At 68.8% G+C, this 24,779-nt stretch carries 21 protein-coding genes and 1 pseudogene; 14 read left to right on the top strand and 8 right to left on the bottom strand.

The genetic code is table 11. From position 1 onward, the window contains the following. Positions 1-2 precede the first annotated feature (2 nt). Together ACWEOI_RS14180 and ACWEOI_RS14175 are read right to left on the bottom strand one after the other, a co-directional pair. Positions 3-1,193, bottom strand: a pseudogene (locus tag ACWEOI_RS14180) (acyl-CoA dehydrogenase family protein); the annotation flags it as partial. After that, positions 1,141-1,497 carry a phosphotransferase gene (locus ACWEOI_RS14175; protein WP_452360144.1) on the bottom strand — a complete coding sequence of 119 codons (357 nt, stop codon included), beginning with the start codon at positions 1,495-1,497 and terminating at the stop codon, positions 1,141-1,143. The gene ACWEOI_RS14175 and the pseudogene ACWEOI_RS14180, both read right to left, overlap by 53 nt. A 470-nt stretch (positions 1,498-1,967) precedes the next feature. Here ACWEOI_RS14175 and ACWEOI_RS14170 point away from each other — a divergent pair, with 470 nt between their 5' ends. Beyond that, on the top strand, positions 1,968-2,327 hold the full coding sequence (locus ACWEOI_RS14170; protein WP_433666111.1) for a DUF202 domain-containing protein: 360 nt from the start codon (positions 1,968-1,970) through the stop codon (positions 2,325-2,327). Next, entirely contained in the window at positions 2,324-2,650 is a 327-nt protein-coding gene (locus tag ACWEOI_RS14165; RefSeq protein WP_452359851.1) for a DUF202 domain-containing protein, read from the top strand. Before ACWEOI_RS14170 ends, ACWEOI_RS14165 begins: the two co-directional genes overlap by 4 nt. 69 nt (positions 2,651-2,719) lie before the next feature. On the opposite strand, the gene ACWEOI_RS14160 is transcribed toward ACWEOI_RS14165, so the two are convergent. Beyond that, entirely contained in the window at positions 2,720-3,313 is a 594-nt protein-coding gene (locus tag ACWEOI_RS14160) for a TetR family transcriptional regulator (RefSeq protein WP_433666109.1), read from the bottom strand. Between the two features lie 191 nt (positions 3,314-3,504). Between ACWEOI_RS14160 and ACWEOI_RS14155 the strand changes: the two genes are divergently transcribed. After that, positions 3,505-5,577 carry an alkyl/aryl-sulfatase gene (locus ACWEOI_RS14155; RefSeq protein WP_452359850.1) on the top strand — a complete coding sequence of 691 codons (2,073 nt, stop codon included), beginning with the start codon at positions 3,505-3,507 and terminating at the stop codon, positions 5,575-5,577. Positions 5,578-5,632: 55 nt separating this feature from the next. Next, positions 5,633-5,878 (top strand): hypothetical protein, encoded by a 246-nt coding sequence (locus ACWEOI_RS14150; RefSeq protein ID WP_452359849.1) that lies wholly within the window; start codon positions 5,633-5,635, stop codon positions 5,876-5,878. Positions 5,879-6,066: 188 nt separating this feature from the next. Here the strand turns inward: ACWEOI_RS14150 and ACWEOI_RS14145 are convergent, their stop codons facing one another. Further along, positions 6,067-6,867: a DUF2127 domain-containing protein gene (locus ACWEOI_RS14145; RefSeq protein WP_433666106.1), complete on the bottom strand. Its 801-nt coding sequence runs from the start codon at positions 6,865-6,867 to the stop codon at positions 6,067-6,069. 59 nt (positions 6,868-6,926) lie between these two features. Further along, positions 6,927-8,063 carry an XRE family transcriptional regulator gene (locus tag ACWEOI_RS14140; protein ID WP_452359848.1) on the bottom strand — a complete coding sequence of 379 codons (1,137 nt, stop codon included), beginning with the start codon at positions 8,061-8,063 and terminating at the stop codon, positions 6,927-6,929. A gap of 246 nt (positions 8,064-8,309) precedes the next feature. On the opposite strand from ACWEOI_RS14140, the gene ACWEOI_RS14135 reads away from it, so the two are divergent. After that, the gene (locus ACWEOI_RS14135) at positions 8,310-8,615 is read left to right on the top strand and encodes a hypothetical protein (RefSeq protein WP_357284077.1); all 306 of its coding nucleotides are present in this window, start codon (positions 8,310-8,312) and stop codon (positions 8,613-8,615) included. 114 nt (positions 8,616-8,729) lie between these two features. Here the strand turns inward: ACWEOI_RS14135 and ACWEOI_RS14130 are convergent, their stop codons facing one another. After that, positions 8,730-9,623 carry a PAC2 family protein gene (locus ACWEOI_RS14130; RefSeq protein ID WP_357085358.1) on the bottom strand — a complete coding sequence of 298 codons (894 nt, stop codon included), beginning with the start codon at positions 9,621-9,623 and terminating at the stop codon, positions 8,730-8,732. A 162-nt stretch (positions 9,624-9,785) separates the two neighbouring features. Here ACWEOI_RS14130 and metH point away from each other — a divergent pair, with 162 nt between their 5' ends. The 4 genes from metH (at position 9,786) to ACWEOI_RS14110 (ending at position 16,320) form a co-directional block, all read left to right on the top strand. Next, positions 9,786-13,364, top strand: coding sequence for a methionine synthase (gene metH / locus ACWEOI_RS14125; protein ID WP_452359847.1), 3,579 nt, complete (start codon positions 9,786-9,788; stop codon positions 13,362-13,364). Between the two features lie 78 nt (positions 13,365-13,442). Then, positions 13,443-15,104, top strand: coding sequence for a serine/threonine-protein kinase (locus ACWEOI_RS14120; RefSeq protein ID WP_452359846.1), 1,662 nt, complete (start codon positions 13,443-13,445; stop codon positions 15,102-15,104). Between the two features lie 102 nt (positions 15,105-15,206). Next, positions 15,207-15,896 carry an HAD family hydrolase gene (locus tag ACWEOI_RS14115; protein ID WP_452359845.1) on the top strand — a complete coding sequence of 230 codons (690 nt, stop codon included), beginning with the start codon at positions 15,207-15,209 and terminating at the stop codon, positions 15,894-15,896. Positions 15,897-15,948: 52 nt separating this feature from the next. Next, positions 15,949-16,320: an MmcQ/YjbR family DNA-binding protein gene (locus ACWEOI_RS14110; RefSeq protein ID WP_452359844.1), complete on the top strand. Its 372-nt coding sequence runs from the start codon at positions 15,949-15,951 to the stop codon at positions 16,318-16,320. A gap of 6 nt (positions 16,321-16,326) precedes the next feature. Here ACWEOI_RS14110 and ACWEOI_RS14105 read toward each other — a convergent pair whose 3' ends face one another. Next, positions 16,327-17,451, bottom strand: a complete 1,125-nt coding sequence (locus ACWEOI_RS14105) for an epoxide hydrolase family protein (RefSeq protein WP_452359843.1) — start codon at positions 17,449-17,451, stop codon at positions 16,327-16,329. A gap of 117 nt (positions 17,452-17,568) precedes the next feature. Here ACWEOI_RS14105 and ACWEOI_RS14100 point away from each other — a divergent pair, with 117 nt between their 5' ends. Beyond that, positions 17,569-18,528, top strand: a complete 960-nt coding sequence (locus tag ACWEOI_RS14100; RefSeq protein ID WP_452359842.1) for a helix-turn-helix transcriptional regulator — start codon at positions 17,569-17,571, stop codon at positions 18,526-18,528. 1 nt (position 18,529) lies between these two features. Here ACWEOI_RS14100 and ACWEOI_RS14095 read toward each other — a convergent pair whose 3' ends face one another. Further along, positions 18,530-19,444 (bottom strand): toprim domain-containing protein, encoded by a 915-nt coding sequence (locus tag ACWEOI_RS14095; protein ID WP_452359841.1) that lies wholly within the window; start codon positions 19,442-19,444, stop codon positions 18,530-18,532. A gap of 178 nt (positions 19,445-19,622) precedes the next feature. Here ACWEOI_RS14095 and ACWEOI_RS14090 point away from each other — a divergent pair, with 178 nt between their 5' ends. The 4 genes from ACWEOI_RS14090 to ACWEOI_RS14075 all read left to right on the top strand — a co-directional run bounded on the left by ACWEOI_RS14090 (position 19,623) and on the right by ACWEOI_RS14075 (position 24,772). Continuing rightward, entirely contained in the window at positions 19,623-20,483 is an 861-nt protein-coding gene (locus ACWEOI_RS14090; protein ID WP_452359840.1) for a HalD/BesD family halogenase, read from the top strand. 14 nt (positions 20,484-20,497) lie between these two features. Further along, positions 20,498-21,328 (top strand): class I SAM-dependent methyltransferase, encoded by an 831-nt coding sequence (locus ACWEOI_RS14085; protein ID WP_452359839.1) that lies wholly within the window; start codon positions 20,498-20,500, stop codon positions 21,326-21,328. Positions 21,329-21,391: 63 nt separating this feature from the next. Then, positions 21,392-22,759 carry an FAD-dependent oxidoreductase gene (locus ACWEOI_RS14080; RefSeq protein ID WP_433666095.1) on the top strand — a complete coding sequence of 456 codons (1,368 nt, stop codon included), beginning with the start codon at positions 21,392-21,394 and terminating at the stop codon, positions 22,757-22,759. A 210-nt stretch (positions 22,760-22,969) separates the two neighbouring features. Further along, complete coding sequence (locus tag ACWEOI_RS14075) at positions 22,970-24,772, top strand: choline/carnitine O-acyltransferase (protein ID WP_433666094.1); 1,803 nt, start codon at positions 22,970-22,972, stop codon at positions 24,770-24,772. Positions 24,773-24,779: the final 7 nt, after the last annotated feature.

Raw genomic sequence — 24,779 nt, 5'->3', positions numbered from 1 at the left:
TGTCAGACGCCCTTGGGGGCGGACTGGCGCATGAAACCGAACAGGTAACCCGCGACGCGGCGCATCTGAATCTCCTCGCTGCCCTCGGTGATTCGATACCGGCGGTGGTGGCGGTAGATGTGCTCGAACGGGGTGTGGCGGGAGTAGCCGAGGCCGCCGTGGATCTGAATGGCGCGGTCCGCGGCCTCACAGCACAGGCGGTTGGACCAGTAGTTGCACATGGAGACCTGCGCGGATTGCGTGAACGGCCCGTACCGATCCATGGACCAGGCGGTCTTGTGAATCAGGGTGCGCAGCATCTCGCACTGGGTGCTCAACTCCACCACCGGGAACTGGATGGCCTGGTTGGCGGACAGGGGAGTGCCGAAGGTGGTGCGCTGGTTGGCGTAGGCGATGGACGCGTCGATGCAGTACTGGGCGGCGCCCAGACTGGATGCCGCTTGGCGGAGCCGGTTCTCGTTGAAGAAGTGCTGGACCACGGCCAGGCCGCGACCCTCCCGGCCGAAGACGGCCGTATCGGGGACTCGGACATCGTCGAGGACGACGTGGGCGTGGTCGGTGGGCATATTGAAGGTCCACAGGAATTCGGCGACCGTGAAGCCGGGGGTGCCGACCGGGACCAGGAAGGCGGTGATGCCGGTGGCGTCGCCGGGACTGCCGGAGGTGCGGGCGAAGATCAGGTCCGCCTCGGCGTGATGCATGCCGGTATTGAAGGTCTTCTCGCCGTGGAGAATCCAGTGATCGCCATCGCGCACGGCGGTGGTCTCCATGAAGGTGGCGTCGGAGCCGTGGGCGGGTTCGGTGATGCCGAAGCCGAAGAACCGGTCGCCGGTGGCCAGACCGTCGATCCACGCCGATTTCTGTGCGGGCGAACCGTATTCGTGCATGAGCAGCAGACCCACATTGTTGGCGACGACCGCGTGCTCGGTCTGCAGATCACAGTGCAGGCCCAGGCCGCGACGGGCCAGATGCTCCCGGATCACGGCCATATCGAGATTGGAGCCGTCCCGGCCGCCGTACTCGGCGGGACAGGCGTAGCGCAGATGCCCGGCGGCGTCGGCGCGGTGGCGGGCCTCGGCCAGCAGCGCCTCCCATTCGGCGCTGGGCAGGCCGCCGCGCTCCCAGTCGGTGCGGGCGTCCTCACGACGGTGGTCGAAGAAGCGCCTGTTGTCGCCGGACCGTTCCAGCGGCACCCTGCGCCAGAAACGCTTCCGCGGGACGGCCGTCGGGGTCGTCGGGCAGGGCGGGGGAGGCCCGCGCCGGGTCGATCGCGTGCAGCAGCGCCATCGCCGCACCCAGCTGCCCGGCCACCTGGTCCCCGATCCCGGCGTCGTGGACCAGGCGCAGCACCCGCCGTGGCACGGTCTCACCGTCGAGACGCTCGGAGAGCAGGAACGGCTCGGCTGTATAGCCGGTATCGGTACACACCGCCAGCACGTGCGGGATCGGAACGCCGTGCTCGCGAGCCACTTCGCGGACGCCCGCCTCGACCTCCACGGGCACGCGTCGTAACCGGGTTTGGCGACGGCCAGATCGGCGCGCACCACGGGAACCAGCGCGGCCCACAGCGCCGCGTCGTCGAACTCGTCGACCGGAGTGTCGGATTCGGGAGGCGGCGCGAGGGTGAGCTCCCGTTCCAGCACGCGGGCCAGATGCGCACCGACCCGGGCCTGATGGCGCAGCTCCGGCGGCAGGGCGGGTAGCAGCCTCGATTCGAGGAGCTCCGCGAGCGCCGTCAGCACTTGCGGTGCGGTGGGCCGATACTGCATGGCGTGCCTCCGCCGTGAAATCCGTTGTTCGGCAGGTAAACCGGGATCGTACGGGATCGCGACGCGCCCCGGCCCCGAATTGCGGGCGAATGCCCGCAGTTGCGGTGTCGTCGTTTTCGCCCCGATTCGTGTCATGATCGGGTCGGCGGCGGGCTCGTGCGCCACGACCGCGACAGCGCTATCGGACAGGTGGTGAGGGTGGAAGACCAGGGCCAGCCGGCGAGTGAGGCGGAGCAGCCGCTCGACTACCGCTTCACCCTCGCCAACGAACGTACCTACCTCGCATGGATCCGCACCTCGCTCGGGCTGCTCGCCGCCGGCGTCGCGGTCCACACCCTGGTGCAGTCGTTCCACCACGCCGGGATCCGGCGCGCGCTCTCGCTGAGCTGCATCGTGCTCGCGGTCACGCTGGCGGTCGGGGCGTACACGCACTGGCGGGACGTGCAGGCCCGCATGACCCGCGGCGACGCGCTGGGGAACACGCTGCTGGTGCCGATCCTGGCGGGCGGCATCGCCATCGTGTCGATCTTCGCGGCCGTCGCGACGGTGTGGACATGACCGAGGCACCCACCTTTTACTCCGAGCGCACCGCGCTGGCCTGGCGGCGCACCGCCATCGCCGCCATGGGCACCGCCGGCTTGTTCGTGAACCACGCGGTCGTCAGCGGCTGGCGGCCGGCGGCCATCGGTCCCGTGCTGGCGGCGGTCGGGCTGCTGTTCCTCGCGGGGATCAGCTTCGCGCGCAACAACTCCCTGCACCACGGGCATCGCGAGCACGGGCCGCGCGCCATCGCCATGGCCACGGTGGTGGTCCTGATCGTGTGCGTGGTGTCCGTGTTCATTGCGTTCTTCGTCCCCGGCGCACCTCCGGCTATCACTTAGGCAGGTGGGGCGAGACCACTCGGGCGGGGGCGAAACCTGTTCGGACGCCACGGAATCCGAACGGTCGGTTCAGTTTGCTGGTGTGAGCAGGGTGGCGAGGGTGCGGCGGACCGCCTCGGACGCGGCCCGCGCCGACAGCCCGCGCCGGTCGATCAGGTGGTGGCGGTAGGGCCAGCCGATGGTGGCGTCGAGCAGGTCGAGCAACTGTTCACTGGTATCGGCGGCCAGTTCGGGGGCGAAGCCGCGGGCCAGCGCCTCGCGAATCCGCTTGTCGGTCAGCCGCATCCGTTCATCGACCGCCGGCGTGCGCAGTGACTCGATCAGGCCCAGCACCCGCGGCTCACGCTGCAACCGGAAGATCGCCTCGCCCTGCCGCACCACCGCGTCGATGCGCTGCTCCAGCGGCCGGTCCGGATCGATGTCGGCGATCAACGCCTCGACCTGCTCGGATTGCTGGTCGACCGCGGCCGTGAGCAGCGCGGTCCGGGACGGGAAGTGCACGAAGATACTGCGTTCGGACACCCCGGCCCGTTCGGCGATATCGCGGGTGGTGGGGTCGAACTCGCCCTCGTGCACCGCCGACAGCAAGCCCTCGATGATGGCCCTGCGGGTCTGCGGCGGATTGCGCCGGCGCCGCGGGCCGTCGCCTTTGCCCTCGCTCATGGGGGAATCCGATCACATCGGGCCGGGCCACTCACGCGCAGGTCCCGGCGTATGGGTCAGGTCACACGGCCATGATATTGCAGTGTTACTGCAATAGCGAGGTAGGCTGAGGCTCGGGCCAGAAGATTGGCGAATATTCAGCTAACCGATCTTGCCACGCACGTCAGCCGGATGGAGACAGGAGCGCGCCGATGACCGAGAACAACCGCACGGACCACGGGGACACCACGCAGGGCCGATTCACGGTGTCCCGACGCGGGGTATTCGGGGTAGGCGCGGCGGCGCTGGCGGTGGTCGGTGTCGGCGCGGCCGTGACCGGCTGCGACAGCAACAGCGACAACGGGTCCGCCGCCGAGAAAGCGTCCAAGAATTCGGTCGATCCCAGCGGTCACATCACCGATCAGCACTCGAAGGCGCAGTCCTCGCTGCCGTTCTCCGACACCCAGGATTTCGCCGACACCGACAAGGGTTTCATCGCCAAGCTGCAACCTGACCGGGTCACCGACGCCAAGGGCAATGTCGTCTGGGACAACGATTCCTACGGTTTCCTGCAGGGCAGCTGTCCCAACTCGGTGCACCCCTCGCTGTGGCGGCAGTCGCAGCTGGTGGTGAAACAGGGCCTCTACGAAGTGGTTCCGGGCATCTACCAGATCCGCGGCCTGGACCTGTCGAACATGACGATCATCGAGGGCGCCACCGGCGTCATCGTCATCGACCCGCTGATCTCCACCGAGACCGCCAAGGCGGGCATGGACCTGTACTTCGCCAACCGCGGGCACAAACCCGTCACCGGCATGATCTACACCCACTCGCACGTCGACCACTTCGGCGGCGCGCTGGGCGTCATCACCGCCGAAGACGCTGCCTCGGGCCGCATTCCGGTGCTCGCCCCGCAGGGCTTCGTCGAACACGCGGTCGCGGAGAACATCTTCGCGGGCACCGCCATGGCGCGCCGCTCGGCCTACATGTACGGCGCGGCCCTGCCGCGCGGGGACAAGGGCCAGGTCGGCGCGGGCCTGGGCATGACCACCTCCACCGGCACCGTGAGCCTGGTCCCGCCCAACCGCGACATCACCCGCACCGGGCAGGAGGAGACCATCGACGGGGTGCGCATGGTCTTCCAGATCACGCCCGGCACCGAGGCCCCCTCGGAGATGAACTTCTACTTCCCGGACTTCCGGGCTATGTGCATGGCCGAGAACGCCACCCACACCCTGCACAACCTGCTCACCCTGCGCGGCGCGCTGGTTCGCGACGCGCACGTGTGGTCGCAGTACCTGACCGAGACCATCACCATGTTCGCGGGCGTCTCCGATGTCGCCTTCGCCTCGCACCACTGGCCCACCTGGGGTTCGGACAAGCTCACCGAATGGCTGTCGCTGCAACGCGATACCTACGCCTACCTGCACGACCAGACCCTGCGCATGCTCAATCAGGGCTACACCGGCATCGAGATCGCCGAGCAGATCCAGATGCCGCCCGCCATCGAGCAGAAGTGGTACAACCACGGCTATTACGGGTCGGTCAGCCACGACGTGAAAGCCGTGTACCAGCGCTACATGGGCTGGTTCGACGGCAATCCCGCGCATCTGTGGGAGCACCCGCCGGTCGAGTCGGGCAAGCGGCACGTGGACGCCATGGGCGGCGCGAGCGGCGTGCTGAAGGTGGCTCGCAAGGCCTACTCCGACGGCGACTACCGCTGGTGCGTCCAGGTGCTCAACTACCTGATCTTCGCCGAGCCCGACAATCAGAAGGCGAAGATGTTGCAGGCCAGCGCCTTCGAGCAGCTCGGCTACGGCTCCGAGAACGGCACCTGGCGCAACTTCTTCCTCTCCGGCGCCTACGAGTTGCGCAACGGCAACTTCGGCACCCCGACCAAGGCCAACTCGGCGTCGATGATCAGCGCGCTGAGCGTGGACCAGGTCTTCGACGCCGCGGCCTTCCAGATCAACGGGCCCAAGGCGTGGGACCTGCACCTGGTCAACGACTGGGTGATCCCGGAGGAGAACAAGACCTACCGCACCGAACTGCGCAACGGCGTGCTCATCCACTACGTGGTGCCGCCGGACTTCAAGGGCCCGGCCGCCGACGCCACCTTCACCCTGCCGCGCCTCGAACTCATCGCGGTGATGACGCGCAGCAAGGACTTCGTGAAGGAGGTCGCCTCCGGGGCGATCAAGGCCACCGGTGATCCGGCCAAGCTGAAGCAGCTCGTGGACGTGATGGACAAGCCCGACCCCAACTTCAACATCGTCACGCCCTGATCGCGGGCGGATATGGCAGAGTCCCTCTCACTGCTCGACGAGAGTGGGAGTGGCTGTGCGGAATCGACTGCGGGACGCGGTGGTCGTCGGCTGTCTGGCGATCGCCGCGACCGTGCCGGGGGCGGCGGGCGCGGAGCCCGATGCGGCCGGTGGCGCCATCGCCGACACCGCGGCGCAGCTGACCGCCGCGACCACCGTCGACGCGTCGAAAGTGGTGAGCGCGGACATCGTCGACGACCGCAACCTGTCGCTCGAGGTGTACTCGGCGGCCATGGACAAGACGGTGCACCTGGACGCCTGATCTACGACGGCACCATCGAGGCCGCCACCGGTTACTGCACCCGCAACCTCGCCGCCAAGCTCACCGAACTCGGCATTCCGGCCACCGTGGACCTGCCGGCCAACGGCACCCACTCCTGGGGCGTATTCCGCGACGAACTGCTGAAGTCCTGGCCGGTGCCGGCCAAGGGACTGGACCTGCCCGCCTGATCAGGACCGCTGTGGGGCACCGGCCTTCGCGGCGTGCGGGTCGGATTCGGCTGCGACGGCGGCGCGTTCGACGGTCATCAGACTCTCGGAGTGGTGCTCGGCGTAGTACTTGGCCGCGCCGCCGTTCAGGCCGAACAGGGACTTGCTCCACAGCAGCCAGATCACCGCGGCCAGGTTCACCAGCAGCGCGGCCACCCGCAGGAAGGTGACCTTCTCGGTCAACTCGTACACCTCGAGCGGCAGGAACAGGCTGGTGGCCACCACCGCGAAGTACTCGCCCCAGCGCTTGACCAGCCACAGGCCCACGGCCTCGACGAGCTGGATGGTGGCGTAGGCGAACAGCGCGACCGCGATCCAGATCAGAATCGTCGGCGAGAGCGTGAAGGCGGTGTCGATGCCCCGGATGATCTTGGAATGGTCGGGGTTGAAACCGATCTGGTCGGCCAGCTGGCGGATGAGCGGAAGGTCCTTGTCCCAGCTGGCCTTCCAGTGCTCACGTGAACCGCGCAGCTTCAGCACGCCCGCGCCGAGCAGGATCAGCACCAGCGCGCGGCCGACCCGCTCGGCCGCCAGCAGTCGCATGATGATGCGGTCGCGCAGCAGGTGCCCGCGCGGCACCTCCGGCGCGTCGTCGGCGGGACCGCTGCGGCGCGGCTCGCCCGGCACGAAATCGCCGCAGCGCAGACAGCGCCAGGACTCGCCCGCCGGGGTGGCGACGTGGAGTCGTGCCTTCAGCTCGGGCTCGGTCGGGGCGTAGGTCTCGTGCCCTCGGGCAGCGCAGGTCCAGAGACTGAAGTCCATGCGCTGGAGCGTACCCAGGCCCCGCGACAGCCGCCGTGGAACACGGCCGGGGCGCGCGGTCAGCCCGCGAGCGAGCGCAGCTGGTCGAGATAGGTTCTGGTGCGCGGATCTCCGGGGAAGCGCGCGACCATCTCCCGCGCCGCCTCGCCCGCGATCCACATGAGCGAGGGCAGCGAGCGCCGCTTGCCGGTGAAGGCGCGCATGCCCTCGTCCACCGCGAGCTCCAGATTGCGATCGCGCACCGCGACCACGGCCAGGGTCAGATGCGCCTCGGACACCCGCATGGGTTTGCGGATACTGCCGTCGGGGCGGGTGGAGGTCGCGATCACCTGGCGGGCATAGGTTTCCGCGAGCCGGTCGTCCCCGGCGACCCGGCAGCAGTCCATGGCGTAGAAGTCGAACTTCTGCGGATCCACCACGAAGTGGTTCTCCAGATTGGCCGGGTGCTCGATCGCCTCGAGGATCGAACGGCCCTGGGTGAGCGCCTTTTCCACCTCGCGGCGGTCACCCAGGCGGGCCCAGGCCTTGGCGCGCTGGGCGGCCAGCTGGACACCCACGCCCAGGTGGCCGGTGGTGGCGTACGCGGCCTCGGCCGCGTCGATGGCGCCCTTGTAGTTGGCCTGGGTGAGGGCGAACCAGGCGGCCATTTCCGCTCCCCAGCCGATGATCTCGGCGTGGTCGGCCTCCTGGCCCAGCGACAGCGCGGCGCGGCGGGTGGCCTCGGCGGCGGTGCGCCAGCCCAGGTCGTAGTCGACACAGCCGACCAGCAGGGCGACCCATCCGGCCAGCACCAGCACCTCGCGGTGTTGGGCCAGTGTGAGTCTGCCGTCCAGCAGCGAGGTGATGCGGCGCAGCCAGGCGGTGCCCTCGGCGTGCAGTTCGTGCGGATCGGCGCACGGGTAGTCCGAGCAGAGCCGGTCGGCGGTGATGCGGATGGCGTCCAGTGTGGAAGCCGACACATCGGACATTCGTAGCCGCCCAATGAATTCCAGGGTGTCCAGTCCGGTTGCCGAGAGCATCTCGTCGTCCCGATTGGGCCGGGTCTTGGGGAAGAACGCCGCCGTCACAGTGTCGAAAGAGGCGGCGATGATCGGGGCGTAGAAATCGTCGGGCCGCGATTCGCCGGATTCCCAACGCCGCCAGTTACGTAACAGTGTGCTGTCGGTGGGGAGGTTGTGGCTCGACTTGGCGCGCATCGCGCGCACCGCGTCGGCTTGTGACCACCCCCGAGCATCACGTTCGGCACGCATTCGGACAGCCCAGACAGGTCGATCGTCACCGGCGGACACGAGTTGTAGTATCTCACCAGTTAACGGCGGATGGACCCGGATAGGGCATCTGGATGTCAGTGGGTTGACATCTGCAATTGCATTCGCAAAAACGCCAAACTGTTTACCAGGGCACACATCAGGACAGCGATCCCCAATCCAACGGAGGTTCGGGTGGAAGCGTTGATCTATGGGTACGTGCGTGACGATTTGGCCGACGGCCGCAGCGACGAGCTGGAGAACGCCATGTGCGGGCTCGCTCAGTCCGCGGGCCTCTGCTTCGCCGCGACCTTCCATGAATCGACCGCCGGCGATGGCACCGCGTTCGCGGAGCTGACCGCCGAACTCAAGCGGGCCGACGCGCACCACGTGGTGGTGCCATCGCTCGAACACCTTGCGGGGCAGACCATTCCGCGTGACTTATTGATCGCGAAACTGGCCCACGAGGCTTCCGCTCAGGTCTGGACCGTCGAGCACTAGCTCGGCACACCGCCCGAAACGCCGCCGCACCCGCGTCGAGAACGCGGGTGCGGCAATGATTTTCGAGCTATTTCGGGACATTCACCCTGAAGCGGACATAGTGGGATGAAGGGGTCAGAGGCCGAAGCCACCCCGACCACGACGGCGCAGGTACTTCTCGAACTCGGCGGCGATCGCGTCGCCGTCGATCTTGGCCATCGCGTCGTTGATGTCGACCTCGGCGTCGCCGCGCTCCTCGAGTGAGCGCACGTACTCCGCGATCTCCTCGTCGCCCGCGGTCATCTCGTTGACCGCGACCTCCCACTCCTCGGACTGCTCGGGCAGCGCGCCCAGTGGCACCTCCACATCGAGCACGTCCTCGACCCGGTGCAGCAGCGCGATGATCGCCTTCGGGTTGGGCGGCTGCGACACATAGTGCGGCACCGCGGCCCAGAAGGAGATGGCCGGCACACCCGCGCGCACGCAGGCGTCCTGCAGCACCCCGGTGATACCGGTCGGTCCCTCGTAGCGGGTCTGCTCGAGGTTGAAGCGCTCCGCGGCTTCCTTGTTATAGGCGGTCCCCGTGACCGGAACCGGCCGCGTGTGCGGGGTATCGGCCAGTAATGCGCCGAGGATCACCACCGTGGACACCCCGAGCTGTTCCACGAACTCGAGAATGTCATTGCAGAAGCTGCGCCACCGCATATTCGGTTCCACCCCGCGCAGCAGCACCACGTCCCGGTCACTGCCGGGGGGAGAGCAGACCGAGAGCATGGCCGAGGGCCAGACGATCTCGCGCGTCACACCGTCGACCTGGCGCACGGTCGGGCGGTTGACCTGATAGTCGTAGTAGTCCTCGGAATCGAGCTCGGCCAGCGGCTGGGAGTCCCAGATCAGTTCCAGATGTTCGACCGCGCCACTGGCGGCGTCGGCGGCATCGTTCCAGCCTTCGAAGGCGGCCACGAGCACCGGATCCCGCAGCGTGGGCAGGTCCGATTCGGGTGGCACCGGGGATTCACTGGCGTTCACCCGGTCAGCCTAATGTGTGGCAGGACCCCGTGTGCATGCGACGCACGGAGTTCGATCGCCCTCCGCCACGCTCCGGGCGGTTCGCGGCCCCGAACGTGTGAGTCGCGCCGCGACACCACACCGACGCGGGGATTGTCGCTGCTTCCCACTACTCTTGAGTACATGTCTGTACGCAGCCGCGCCGAATTCGACACCACCTTCTTGGACACGCTCAGACGGCGTGTCGTTATCGGGGACGGTGCGATGGGCACGATGCTACAGGCCGCGGATCTCACCCTCGACGATTTCCGCGGCCTCGAGGGTTGCAACGAAATTCTCAACGAAACCCGCCCCGACGTGCTGCGACACATCCACCGCGCCTACTTCGAGGCCGGTGCCGACGCCGTCGAGACGAACACCTTCGGCTGCAATCTGCCCAACCTCGCCGACTACGACATCGCCGACCGGATCCGCGATCTGTCCGAGCGCGGCACCCGCCTGGCCCGCGAGGTCGCCGACGAGATGGGCCCCTCCGGCGACGGCACCCCGCGCTACGTGCTGGGCTCCATGGGCCCGGGCACCAAGCTGCCCACCCTGGGTCACGCGCCTTACGTCTCGCTGCGTGACGCCTACACCGAGGCCGCGCTCGGCATGCTCGACGGCGGCGCCGACGCCATTCTCATCGAGACCTGCCAGGACCTGCTGCAGGTCAAGGCCGCGGTCACCGGTAGCCACAACGCCATGCTGAAGGCCGGTCGCCGGATTCCGATCATCACGCACGTGACGATGGAGACCACCGGCACCATGCTGGTCGGTTCCGAGATCGGGGCGGCGCTGACCGCGCTCGAGAAGCTCGGCATCGACATGATCGGGCTGAACTGCGCCACCGGTCCGGACGAGATGAGCGAGCACCTGCGCCATCTGTCCAAGCACGCGCAGCTGCCGGTGTCGGTGATGCCGAACGCCGGTCTGCCGGTGCTGGGCGCCAAGGGCGCGGAGTACCCGCTGAGCGCCGAGGATCTGGCCGTCTCGATGACCCAGTTCGTGTCCGAGTTCGGACTGTCGCTGGTCGGCGGCTGCTGCGGCACCACGCCCGAGCACATCCGGCAGATGGCCGAGGCGGTCCGCGAGGTCGAGCAGGCCAAGCGGAACCCGGTCCACGAGCCGAGCGTGTCCTCGATCTACTCCGCGGTCCCGTTCGAGCAGGACGCCTCGATTCTGATGATCGGTGAGCGCACCAATGCCAACGGCTCCAAGGCTTTCCGTGACGCCATGCTGGCCGGCGACTGGCAGAAGTGCCTCGACATCGCCAAGGACCAGACTCGCGACGGCGCGCACATGCTCGACCTGTGCGTGGACTACGTGGGCCGTGACGGCGCCGCCGACATGACCGAGCTGGCCTCCCGGCTGGCGACCTCCTCGACGCTGCCGATCATGCTGGACTCCACCGAAACCCCGGTGCTGAAGGCCGGTTTGGAGCATCTGGGTGGCCGCTGCGCCATCAACTCGGTCAACTACGAGGACGGCGCGCGACCGGATTCGCGGTTCCAGCAGACCATGGCGCTGGTCGCCGAGCACGGTGCGGCCGTGGTCGCGCTGACCATCGACGAAGAGGGCCAGGCGCGCACCGCCGAGCACAAGGTGGCCATCGCCGAGCGGCTGATCGAGGACATCACCCACAACTGGGGCCTCGAAGCGTCCGACATCATCATCGACACGCTGACCTTCACCCTGGGCACCGGTCAGGAGGAGTCGCGCCGCGACGGCATCGAAACCATCGAAGCCATTCGCGAACTCAAGAAGCGGCACCCGGATGTGCAGACCACGCTGGGTCTTTCGAACATCTCCTTCGGCCTGAACCCGGCCGCACGGCAGGTGCTGAACTCGGTGTTCATGCACGAGTGCGTCCAGGCCGGTCTGGATTCGGCGATCGTGCACGCCTCCAAGATCCTGCCGATGGCGCGGATTCCCGAGGAGCAGCGGCAGGTCGCGCTCGATCTGGTCTACGACCGCCGCACCGAGGACTACGACCCGCTGCAGAAGCTGATGGCGCTGTTCGAAGGCGTGTCGACCGCCTCCTCCAAGGCGTCACGCGCCGAGGAGCTGGCGGCGCTGCCGCTGTTCGAGCGGCTCGCGCGGCGCATCGTCGATGGCGAGAAGGCCGGGATGGAAGCCGATCTCGACGAGGCGATGGCGCAGGTGCCACCGCTGCAGATCATCAACGAGACGCTGCTGTCGGGCATGAAGACCGTCGGTGAGCTGTTCGGTTCGGGTCAGATGCAGCTGCCCTTCGTGCTGCAGTCCGCCGAGACCATGAAGACCGCGGTCGCCTACCTGGAACCGCACATGGAGGCCACCGACGACTCCGGCAAGGGCCGCATCGTGCTCGCCACTGTCAAGGGCGACGTGCACGACATCGGCAAGAACCTGGTCGACATCATCCTGTCCAACAATGGCTACGAGGTCGTCAATCTCGGCATCAAGCAGCCGATCTCGACCATCCTCGACGCCGCCGTGGACAAGAAGGCCGATGTGATCGGCATGTCCGGGCTGCTGGTGAAGTCCACCGTGGTGATGAAGGAGAACCTCGAGGAGCTCAACTCGCGCGGTGTCGCCGAGCAGTTCCCGGTGCTCCTCGGTGGTGCGGCGCTGACCCGCGCGTACGTGGAGAACGATCTCACCGAGGTCTACGCCGGCGACGTGCACTACGCGCGTGACGCCTTCGAGGGCCTGCACCTGATGGACGAGATCATGACTCGCAAGCGGGGCGGCGGGCTGGATCCGAACTCGCCCGAGGCCATCGCCGAACGGGAGAAGGCCGCCGAACGCAAGGCGCGGCACGAGCGTTCCAAGCGCATCGCCGCCGAACGCAAGGCCGCCGAGGCGCCGGTTGTGGTGCCCGAGCGCTCCGATGTGGCCGCGGACCTGCCGGTGCCGACGCCGCCGTTCTGGGGCTCGCGCATCATCAAGGGTTTGTCGCTGAGCGAGTACTCCGGCCTGCTCGACGAGCGGGCGCTGTTCCTGGGGCAGTGGGGCCTGCGCGGGCAGCGCGGCGTCGAGGGCCAGTCCTACGAGGACCTGGTGGAGACCGAAGGCCGTCCGCGCCTGCGGTATTGGCTGGACCGGCTGATCGCCGAGGGTGTGCTGCAACACGCCGCGGTGGTGTACGGGTACTTCCCGGCGGTGTCCGAGGGCGACGATGTGATTGTTCTCACCGAGCCGAAACCCGATGCGCCGGAACGCTTCCGGTTCACATTCCCGCGTCAGCAACGCGACCGGTTCCTCTGCATCGCCGACTTCATCCGCTCGCGTGAGCGCGCGCTGGAGACCGGCCAGGTCGATGTGATGCCGTTCCAGCTGGTCACCATGGGCCAGCCCATCGCGGACTTCGCCAATGTCCTGTTCAAGGAGGACAACTACCGCGACTACCTCGAGGTGCACGGCATCGGCGTGCAGCTCACCGAGGCGCTCGCGGAGTTTTGGCACCGCCGCATCCGGGAAGAACTGACTCTGGACGGACATTCCGTCGCGGACGAGGACCCCGCCGATGTACTCGACTACTTCAAACTCGGCTACCGTGGCGCACGGTACTCGTTCGGTTACGGGGCCTGCCCGGAACTGGAGGATCGGGCCAAGCTCGTGGAGTTGTTGGACGCCAACCGAATCGGCGTGATTCTCTCCGAGGAGCTGCAGCTGCATCCGGAGCAGTCGACCGACGCGTTCGTGCTGCTGCATCCGGAAGCCAAGTACTTCAACGCTTAATATCTTCACCAGGTTTCGGGCTTTCGCGCAGGGTGGCAGGGCGCCCGGCGCGACAGCCAGCAGGAGGGGTACAACCACATGAGCTCAGACCGGCTGATTGCGGGGCGGTACCGACTAACGGATCCGATCGGCACCGGTGCGATGGGGGTCGTGTGGCGCGCGACCGACGTTCGGCTGCGACGCACCGTCGCGGTCAAGCAGCTGCTGCTGACGCCGGGCCTGACCCGGTCGCAGGCCGTCGAGGCCAGGATGCGGGCGATGCGTGAGGGGCGCATCGCCGCGCGCCTGCACCACCCCAACGCCGTCACCGTGTTCGACGTGGCCGAGGAGGACGGCCAGCCCTGGCTGGTCATGGAGTACGTGAACGCGGCCAGCCTGGCCGCGCGCATGCGGGAGAAGGGGCAGCTGCCGCCGGTCGAGGTCGCGCGGATCGGGGCCAAGGTCGCCGAGGCGCTGGCCGCGGCCCACAAGGCCGGCATCGTGCACCGCGATGTGAAGCCCGCCAATATCCTTGTCGCCGACGACGGGACGGTGAAGATCACCGACTTCGGCATCTCCCGGGCCACCGGCGACGTGACCGTCACCTCGACGGGGTTCCTGGCGGGCACTCCCGCCTACCTCTCGCCCGAGGTGGCGCGCGGGGAGAACCCGGAACCGACCTCCGACGTCTTCGCCCTGGGCTCGACGCTGTACGCGGCCGTGGAAGGCAAGCCGCCCTTCGGCGAGGGCGACAACCCCCTCGCGGTACTGCATTCGGTGGCGCGGGCGCAGGTGCCGCGGCCCGCGCACGCCGCGACCCTCGCGCCGGTGTTGATGGATCTGCTCGCCGCCGACGGGGCCGACCGGCCCACCATGGAGCAGGCCGCCGAACGGCTGCACGCGGTCGCCGACGGGCGGGCTCCGGCGGTTCCGGTCCAGCCGACCAAGGTGCTGCCGTCGGTGAATGCCGTTGCCGCCGTGGACGCTTCGGCGGCCACGACCGTGCTGCCGGGCTCGCGGACGGGTGCGCCGAGCAATGCGGCCGACCCCACCATGCACGTCGACATGTCGACGGGTGGGCGTGGCACCGTGCCACCGCCGGGAATCGGCTCGGGTGTGCGGAGCGTTGGCGGGGAACGCAATCCGCGTCAGCTGGTGTTGGTGGCGGTCGGCGTCGTCGGCGCGATCGTGCTGGCCGTCGTGATCGCCCTGGCGGTCAACAACGGTGGTGGCGGCGGCACGCCGCAGGCGGACCAGGGCGGTTCGGCCCCGGCGTCGATCCCGGCCACCTCGCCGGAGAACCTGGGCCCGGCCGACGGCGGGCAGCAGCCCACCCGCAACAGCGGTGCGGCCACCCAGGCCCCGGCCACCACGCCCGCCGCGTCCTCGTCCGCGGCCCCGAGTTCCTCGGCGCATCCGACGACGACCCCGCCCACTACGACGCCGGCCGGTCCGCCGTCCGCCGCCTCGGTCGCCTCGTTCATCCAGGGCTACTACGGCATGCTGCCCGGCAATGTCAGCGGCGCGTGGTCGATGCTGTCGCCCGGCTATCAGGCGTCGACCGGCGGCTACAACAGCTACGCGCAGTTCTGGGGCGGCATTCGCGCGGTGAGCGTGGGCGCGGTGACGCCGCAGGGCGACAATCGCGCGGTGGTCGCGCTCACTTATGTGTCGAAGTCGGGGCAGGTGTCCTCCGAGAATCGCTGGATCCAGACCGACTCCTCGGGCGGGCATCTGACGATCGCGGCGTCGGGCCTGTAGACCGCGGGCCCGGGGCTGGTGATCGAGCCCCGATAGGCTGGACCGGCTCCGCGCGCGGCGGGGCCGGTGCGCCGCGTTCCGCGGTCGCTCCTGGATGTGGGTGTGCGGAAGGAGCTCGGGTCGGTGGCGCGGTTGGACGCGGTGTTGTGGGATATGGACGGAACGCTGCTGGACTCGGAGAAGCTCTGGGACATGGCACTGCGGGAGCTGGCGGGGGAGTACGGGCGCGAGCTGACCGACGCGGTGCGGCACGCGCTGATCGGGGCGTCCGGCCCGAACGCGTACCGCATCTTGTTCGAGGGGCTGGGCATCGAGCACACCCCCGAGGCGGTCGAACGGGCCTCGGAGTGGATGGAAGCGCGGGTGACCGAGCTGTTCCAGGGGCCGGTGCCGTGGCGGCCGGGTGCGCGGGAAGCCCTCGATCTGCTGCGGGCGGCCGGGGTGCCGATGGCCTTGGTGACCAATACCAAGCGGTCGCTGGCGGAGTACGGGCTCGACACCATCGGTCGTGAGTACTTCGGGGCCACCGTGTGCGCCGACGAGGTGCCGCACGGCAAACCCGCGCCGGACGTGTACCTGCGGGCCGCGCAACTGCTGAGTGTCACACCGGAATTCACCGTGGCCATCGAGGATTCGCCGACCGGATCGATCGCCGCGCAGGAAGCCGGATGTGCGCTGCTGGTGGTGCCGTGCGAGGTCCCGGTCCCGGACGCGCCCGGCCGCACCTTCCGCGACAGCCTGGTCGGGCTCGAACTCGCGCACCTGAAGGACCTCGTGCGCGCGAATTCCTGACCCGTTCCCATTCGTCCAAGGCGGGCCGGGCCGGGTCGCCTACCCTGCGGATATGGACAGGGTGCTGGAATCGCTGCGCGGCGTGTGCGCCGGGCTGCCCGAGGTGAGCGAACGCGTCAGCCACGGCGAACCCGCGTGGTTCGCGGGCGGGAAGAAGCTGTTCGTCATGTTCGCCGACCACCACCACGACGAACGGGTCGGATTCTGGTGCGCCGCACCGGCCGGGGTGCAGGCGGAACTGGTGGCGGCCGGGCCCGGACGGTTCTACCGGCCGCCGTACGTGGGCCATCGCGGATGGCTCGGGGTGTATCTGGACGTCGACGTGGACTGGGACGAGATCACCGAGATCGTCGATGACGCCTACCGGATGGTGGCGGCGAAACGCCTGATCGCGGAACTGGATCGGCGCATCGCCGCCACCTGAGCGGGCTCAGCGCAAGGGGCCGAAGAAGGCCTGGAGATCGGTGGCCAGGCCGGCCGGGTCCTCCATGGCCGGGAAGTGCAGGCCGCGTTCGAATTCCGACCAGTGGGCATCGGCCGGGGCCGGGACGACCCGGCGCACGGTCTCGTCCGCGCCGAAGATGGCGAAGCCCTGCGGCACCGCGGGCGGCGCACCCCACTCCGAGGAATGCGCCTGCTCGTAGAGCGTGTGCGCGGCCGAGACGCCCGAACCGGTGAACCAGTACAGGCTGATCGTGGTCAGCAGCTGATCGCGGTCGATCGGCAGATCGGTCCACGCCTCGAACTTCTCGGCGATCCAAGCCAATTGCAGCAGCGGCGAATCCACCAGGCCGTACCCGATGGTCTGCGGGCGGGAGTTCTGGATCGCCAGATAGCCCGAGCCCTCCCGGCGGAAGGCGTCCATCCGATCCAGGACCACCTTGTCCACCGGATCGTTCGGGTCCAGGCCCTCCGCCATGCCCGGCAGGAAGGTGGCGACATTCGCGGCGGTGAGCGGATCGGTGACCACGTGCACGCCGGTCACATGCTCGCCGTCCAGCGCCGCGACCAGACCCGACACCCCGCTGCCCACATCGCCGCCGTGCACCCCGTAGCGGTCGTAACCCAGGCGGGCCATCAGCTCGATCCACGCGCGGGCGGTGCGCGCCATGGTCCAGCCGGTTCCCGACAGCGGAGTGGACAGGGCGTATCCGGGCAGCGAGGGGGCGATCACGTGGAAGGCCGGGCCCTCGGCCGGATCGGTGAGCAGGCCGATCAGGCTCAGGAATTCGGCGACCGAGCTCGGGAATCCGTGGGTGATCAGCAGTGGGCGGGCATCCGGGCGCGGCGAGCGGACGTGCAGGAAGTGGATGTTCTGGCCGTCGATCTCGGTGGTGAACTGGGGGAAGGCGTTGAGCTTCGCTTCCTGTGCCCGCCAATCGAATTCGGTGCGCCAGTACCGGGCGAGCTCACGCAGCCGGGCCTCGGGGATGCCGCGCTCCCCGCCGGTGCCGGGCAGCTGGGCGGCCCAGCGGGCGCGATCCAGACGATCGTGCAGATAGTCGATCTCGGACTGGGGGACATCGAGGTGGAAGGGGTGAATCTCGGTGCTCATAAAGGTGTTCCGATCACTGGGAAGATCTCTTCCGAGGCTCTTCATCTTGCGCTTGGCACCCACGGTAGGAGCAATTGAGGAACGGTTCGTTCCGCAATAGGCGGATAGGATCGGCGCATGTTGGAAACCTCCGCCCGCCTGCTGCGACTGCTCTCGCTGCTGCAATCCCGCCGGGACTGGACCGGGTCCGAACTCGCCGCCCGCCTCGAGGTCACCGCGCGCACCATCCGCAAGGACATGGACCGGTTGCGCGAACTCGGGTATCCGGTGGAGGCGCGGCCCGGCGTGGACGGCGGCTACCGCCTCGGGCACGACGGGGCGCTGCCGCCGCTGCTGCTCGACGATGACGAGGCCGTCGCCGTGGCGATCGGATTACGCACCGCGGCAAGCGGTTCCATCCTCGGTATCGAGGAGATCTCACTGCGGGCGCTGACCAAACTCCAGCAGATCCTCCCGTCGCGACTGCGTCACCGTGTGAGCGCCTTCCAGCACGCCCTGTCCGTCCCGCTGCGCGGTCCGCGCGTGAGCCCCGACGCGCTCACCACGATCGCCGCCGCCTGCCGCGACCACGAACGCCTCCGCTTCGACTACCGCACCCACGGCGGCGCCGCCTCCCGCCGTTCGGTCGAGCCCTACCGCCTGGTCAACCACCGCCAGCGCTGGTACCTGCTGGCCTGGGACCTCGACCGCGACGACTGGCGCACCTTCCGTGTCGATCGCATGGACCCCCGCACCCCCGCGGGCCCCCGCTTCACCCCGCGCCCGCTGCCGCCCGATCCGGAGATCGCCGCCTTCGTCGAACGCGGAATCGGCTCCGCCACCTGGCATTTCCGTGCCCGTGTCATCGTGCACGCGCCCGCCGCCCACGTCCGCGCCCGCATCCCGATCCCCATCGACATCGAGGAACTCGACGAGCGGCGCTGCGCCTTCGAGCCCGGCTCCGACCACCCCGAGATGCTCGCCCTCTACCTGGGCCTGCTGGACGCCGACTTCGACATCGTCGACTCCCCGGAACTGGTCACCGCCCTGCGCACCCTGATCACCCGCTACCAGCGCGCCGTCACCACCGCCGGCTGACTCACTCCCCGCGAAAATGCGCGTCCAGCACCGGAACCGGATCCAACTCCGACACCAGATGCCCCGCATTGCAGTGATCGGTCAGATCCTTCCCGTCCCGCGCCTGCACCACGCGCACCCGGGCCACCGCATCGACCAGCGACTCCGCCACGCGCGCCGCGTGCCGATACCCGGGCGCATCGCGATCCGCCACCACCCACACCCGGCGCGCGCCCCGCAGCCACTCCGCGTGCTCCCGATACCACCCGCTCGCACCCCCGGCATTGCAGGTGGCCGTCAACCCCGCCCGCGTCGCGGTCAACACATCCGCCTCGCCCTCGCACACGAAGATGTCCCGCCCCTCCGCCACCGCCTCGATCACCTCCGGCAGATGGAACGGCAGCCGCGCGAAACCTCCGAATTCCCATCCGTTCTCGGTCAGCCGCCGCTGATAGAACGACTTCACATACCCCTGCCGATGCAACGTCCGCACCCGCACGACGCACCCGGCGGCACTCCCGTCCGGCCACCGATACACGTACGCCGCCATTCGCCGCGGCCTCCCGATCGGCGGCCCGACGTCCTTCCGATGCACCGAAAGCGCCAGCCCCGCAGCGAGAATCGCCCGATCCGCCACGGCCGGCTCCGGTGCGCTCCGCCGCTGTCCCGTCCTCGGCTCCGGGGGCGCGTCGAACAGATCCCGCACCCGCAATCCGATGCGCGCCAGCACCTCCACATCCGAGCATCCGGCGAAGCACCGCACGACCGTCCGTTGCCTCGACAGGTTGTAGACCACCCCCAGCGAGGCCCGATGCCGACGCCCGTCCGCCTCGTGCACCGGGCACAGATAGGTCGTCCACTCGGTCCCGCGCTTCCCCGGCCCGGACACCCGATTCAGTGCCCGGTTGACGGTCTCCCACGATCCGTGACTGCCCATGCGACCGGTCCTCTCACTAACCGGTGTACCCCTCTGAACGCGGTTGTCAAACGGTGTGCGACACGTTGCCCTGCGGTGCCAATACCACATCAAAACTGGTGGGGCGCAGGAAAAGTGGCAATTCACAATCGAGGAGCTTTTCGGGCGTGTCGGGCGGTCGGTTCGTAAGAATGGGCCCATGGTTGCGGTTGGGCAGGGGAGCGTACCGGGGGTGGATGTCGGGCGGTATCCACTGGATTCGCCGGGGAGTGACGGGTGGCTGCGGGCGGTGGAGGGGGCGCGGGCCGAGCTGGCGGCGGGGGGATGTTGCGTCCTGCGCGGGTTCATCCGGCCCGACCTGGTGGAGACGCTGCGGAGCGAAGGGGAGGAGCTGGCTCCGCGGGCGCACTACACCGTCGAGAACGTCAACGCGTACAACATTCCCTTCGACGCGGGGCTGCCCACCGATCATCCGGGGCGGATCGTGCTGCAGCGTGGAAACGCTTTCGTCGCACGGGATCTCATTCCGCGTGAGGCGCTGATCCATCGGCTCTACGTCGACACCCGGTTCCAGCGGTTCGTGGCCGACTGCTTCGGGCTGGCCGAACTACACGAGTACAGCGATCCGCTGGCGGGACTGTGCCTCAATGTGGTCGCGCCGGGCCAGTCGCATCCGTGGCACTTCGACACCAACGAATTCACCGTCAGCATGCTCACCCAGGAGCCGGAAGACGGTGGGGTGTTCGAGTACTGCCCGGGCATCCGGTCGCGGGAGGCGGAGAACTTCGCCGACGTGCGCGCCGTGCTCACCGGCGACGGGGAACGGTTCATCCGCCGGCTGGCCCTGCGGCCCGGCGACCTGCAGTTGTTCCAGGGAAGGTTCTCGTTGCACCGGGTCGCACCGGTACACGGTGCGGTGCAACGGCATTCGGCGATCTTCGCCTACAGCGACAGTCCGGGACTGATCGGCACCGCCGAACGGACCCGGCAGCTGTTCGGGCGGGTGACGCCGGATCATCTGGCGGTCGGCGAGATCCGCGGCGACCGATTGCTCGACTGAGAGGGGACCAGCGCGTGCCGGTTTCGTTGCACAGTTCCACCGGAAAAGCCTCCTTCGACGACATCTACGATCGGCCCGATCCCCGCCAGTACTACGCCCGCATGGCCGAATTGGACTACCAGATACCGGAATTGGCGAAGCCGCACTTCCAGAAACTGCTCGACGAATACCGGTCCGCCACCGGCATCGCAGCCCCCGCGGTCCTCGACCTCGGCTGCTCCTACGGCGTCAACGCGGCCCTGCTGCGTCTCGACACCACCATGACCGAACTGTCCGGGCACTACCGCGGCCGCGACGGCGACGACACCGCCGCCCTGATCGACCGGGACCGCACCCTGCTGCGCTCCGGCGACCGGCTGCCCGGAGTCCGCTTCATCGGCATGGACGCCTCCCGCCCCGCCCTCGACTACGGCCACGCCGCGGGCTTCCTCGACGAGGTCGTGCACGCCGACCTGGAATCGGCCGAACCCACCGAAGCCCAGCGGCAGACGCTGGCCGGGGCCGACCTGATCATCTCCACCGGCTGCGTCGGCTACATCACCGAGCACACCCTGCTGCGGGTGGCCCGCGCCCACGGCGGGAAACTCCCGTGGATGGCGCATTTCGTGCTGCGGATGTTCGCCTTCGACCCGATCGCCGCCCACCTGGAGACCCTCGGCTACCACACCGAACGGGCCCCCGGCGCGTACCGGCAGCGCCGCTTCGCCTCCCCGGACGAACAGGCGCGGGTGCTGAACGCCCTGGCGGACAAGGGAATCGACACCGCCGACGCCGAATCCGACGGCTGGCTCTACGCCCAGCTGTACCTGTCGCGGCCGAAACCCGGTACCGAGCGCGAAGACTGATCCCGCGGACCCGGAAATCGCGGGATTCACCTCGAAACGGGCGGGGCGAGCTACGGTGAAGTCGTGGCACCAGCGAAGATCGTGATCATCGGCGGTGGATTCGCGGGCGTGGAATGCGCCCGCTATCTGGAGCGACGCCTCCGGCCCGAGGAGGCGTTCGTCCAACTCGTCTCGCCGGACGCCGGACTGCTGTATCTGCCGCTGCTGCCGCAGGTCGCCTCCGGCACCCTCAACCCGCGCTCGGTGTCGGTGCCGCTGCGCCGGCTGCTGCGCCGCACCGAAGTGGTGCCCGGCATGGCCGTCGGCGTGGAGCCCGGCACCCGGCGGGTGGTGGTGCGCCGCACCCGCACCTCCGGTGTCGAAACCGCCCTCGAATACGACCATCTCGTCCTGGCGCCCGGCTCCATCACCCGCGTCATGGACGTTCCGGGGTTGCAGGAGCACGGGTTCGGCATGAAGACCTTGGCCGAGGCCATGTACCTGCGCGACCACGTACTGCGGCAGCTGGATATCGCCGCCATGCGCGGCGGCCTCGACGAGGACCAGGAACGGCTGAACTTCGTCACCATCGGCGCGGGCTACGCCGGAACCGAGACCGCCGCCGTCCTCAACAAGGTCTGCCGCGCCGCCGCCGGACGCTTCTTCCCCGAGGTCGAGTCGGGGATGGTGCGCTGGCACCTGGTCACCCGCGGCGACCGCATCATGCCCGAACTCGGCGACAAGCTCGGCGCGGAGGCGAAAAGGATTCTGGCCGAACGCGGCATCGAACTCATCACCGGCGCCTCCGCCGCGGAAGTCACCGCCAATGGCGTGAAACTCACCAACGGCCGATTCATCCCGTCCCGCACGGTGCTGTGGACCGCCGGGGTCGCGCCCAGCCCGCTGGCCGCGCATCTGGGCGCGGAAACCGACAAGGGCCGCATCGTCGCCCAGGCCGACCTGACGGTCCCGGGCCTGCCCGGCGTATGGGCGATGGGTGATGCGGCCGCCGTCCCCGACACCGTCGAAGGCGACGGTCAGGTCTGCGCGCCGACCGCGCAGCACGCCATGCGCCAAGGACGGCACCTGGGCAAGAACCTGGTCGCCACGCTGCGCGGCGAAACGCCCTCGCCCTACCGTCATCCGGACCTGGGCATGGTGGTCGATCTGGGCGGGCGCGACGCGCTGGCCCGGCCGCTCGGCCTCGGATTGCGTGGCGTGCCGGCACAATTCGTGGCGCGCGGCTACCACCTCATGGCGCTGCGCACCATCGTCGCCCGCGCCCGGGTGGCCTTCGACTGGGCCGTGCACGGTCTGGCCGGTGACGACTTCCTGCGCATCGGGTACGCCGACCACAAGGTCCACACCATCGGCGGCTTCGAACAATCCGGGTGCTACCTGCCCGCCGACGAGGTGCCGCGGGTGGTGAAGGAACTGGGCGACCCGGTGTGAACGAGACCGGTCGGTTCGGACGAACCGGATAGCCGCATGAAAACTGTTGTCGCGCAGTAAAACCACATCCTGGTCGGTCCGTGGCGGTTTCGCGCGAAAATGTGGCGCCCGGACGGCAACGATGGCAAGAATGGTGGCGTGACCGCCGGGGGACGGTGACACGTGTGCACAGCCAGGCTGCCCCAACCCCATCGACCATGAGGACACCCCTTGAGCGACAGCACCTTCGCCTTCGACGAGCAGCTGCCCCGCGTCCCGCTGCCCACCCTGGAGGAGAGCTGCACCCGCTTCCTGCACTGGTGCGCGCCGCTGCTGACCTCCGACGAGTACGCGGCCACCGCCGCCACCGTCGAGGACCTGCTGCGCCCCGAGGGCCCCGCCCGCACCCTGCACGCGGACCTGGAGCGCTTCGACGCCACCCCGGGCGTCGGCAGCTGGCTCGACGAGTTCTGGCCCTCCCGCTATCTGGGCCGCCGCGACCGAATCGCGTTGAACGCCAACTTCTTCTTCCTGTTCCGCGATGACACCGCGCTGGCCAGCTCCACCGGCGCCGAGCAGAGCGAACGAGCCGCGGCCCTGATCTCGGCGGCGGTGAACTACAAGCTGCGCCTGGACGCCGAGGAGATCCCGCCCGCCACCCAGCGCGGCACGCGACTCAATATGGCGCAGAACAAGTTCCTGTTCTCTGAAACGCGCATCCCCGGCGCACCGCAGGACACCGTGCGCGTGCCCTACAGCGACGACTGGCCCGGACACTCCGAAGCGCGCCACATCGTGGTCTTCTACCGCGGCAACATGTTCCGGATGGACGTCATCGGCGCCGGCGGCGTCCCGCACACCCCCGAGGACCTCACCGACGGCCTGCGCGCGGTCATGAAGGCCGGGGCGCGGCGGGCCGCCACCAACTCCGCCGCCGGGCACCTCACCACCATGGCGCGCGCCGACTGGGCCCCGCTGTACACCGCCCTGCGCCCCGCCAATGCCGCGGCCTTCGAGACCATCGAGACCGCGCTATTCTGCGTCTGCCTCGAGGACTTCGCGCCCCGCGACACCCTGCACGCCTGCGACCAGCTGCTGCACGGCGACAGCGGCAACCGCTGGTTCGACAAGGCGGTGTCGTTCATCGTCTTCGCCGACGGCGAGGCCGGCATCAATGTCGAGCACTGCGGCCTGGACGGCACCACCATCCTGTCCTTCGTCGACACCCTGCTCGAAGCGCCCGTCGGCGACCACGCCGCGCAATCCGGGGCGCAGGCGCAGGGTCTGCCCGCCGTCGAACCCGTCGAGTTCACCTTCGGCCCCGAGGCCCGCACCGAGATCGCCTCGGCCGCCGCCTCGTTCGCCCAGTTCGCCGCCGACACCGCCACCTCCACGGTGTCGTTCGACTTCGGCACCCAGCGCGCCAAGAAGCTCGGCATCTCCCCGGACGCGCTGGCCCAGCTGAGCTACCAGCTCGCGCACCGCCGCAGCAAGGGCCTCAACGGGGCGACCTACGAGTCCATCGCCACCCGCCAGTTCCGCAACGGCCGCACCGAGGCCATGCGCGTCATCACCCACGAGATGCTGGATTTCGTTGCCGCCATGGAGGATCCGTCCGTGGACCGGGACCGCAAACTGGTGGCCCTGCGCACCGCCGCCGAGGCGCACGTGCGCCGCGCTCAGGAATGCCAGCGCGGCGAGGCCCCCGAACAGCACCTGTGGGAGCTGCAGTGGATCCAGCGCCGCCGCGGCGAACAGCTCGGCGCGACCGAGGCGATGCCGTTCTTCGACAGCCCCGGCTGGACCATCACCCGCGACGACTACCTGAGCACCAGCTCCGCGCCGTCGGTGAACATCCAGTACTTCGGTTTCGGCTCCACCAGCCCCAAGTGCATCGGCATCGCCTACGTGCTGCTGCCCGACCGCTGGAACCTCTACCTGGCCACGCCCAAGCACGTCGCGCGGCAGATGCACGAGTTCGCCGACCAGCTGCGGGTGGCCGTGGCCGAACTCACCGAACTGCTCACCGTATAACCGATTG

The sequence above is a fragment of the Nocardia sp. NPDC004340 genome (genome assembly GCF_053602575.1).
Note: the sequence above shows the minus strand (reverse complement) of the source record. Positions and strands in the feature narration are given on the sequence as shown.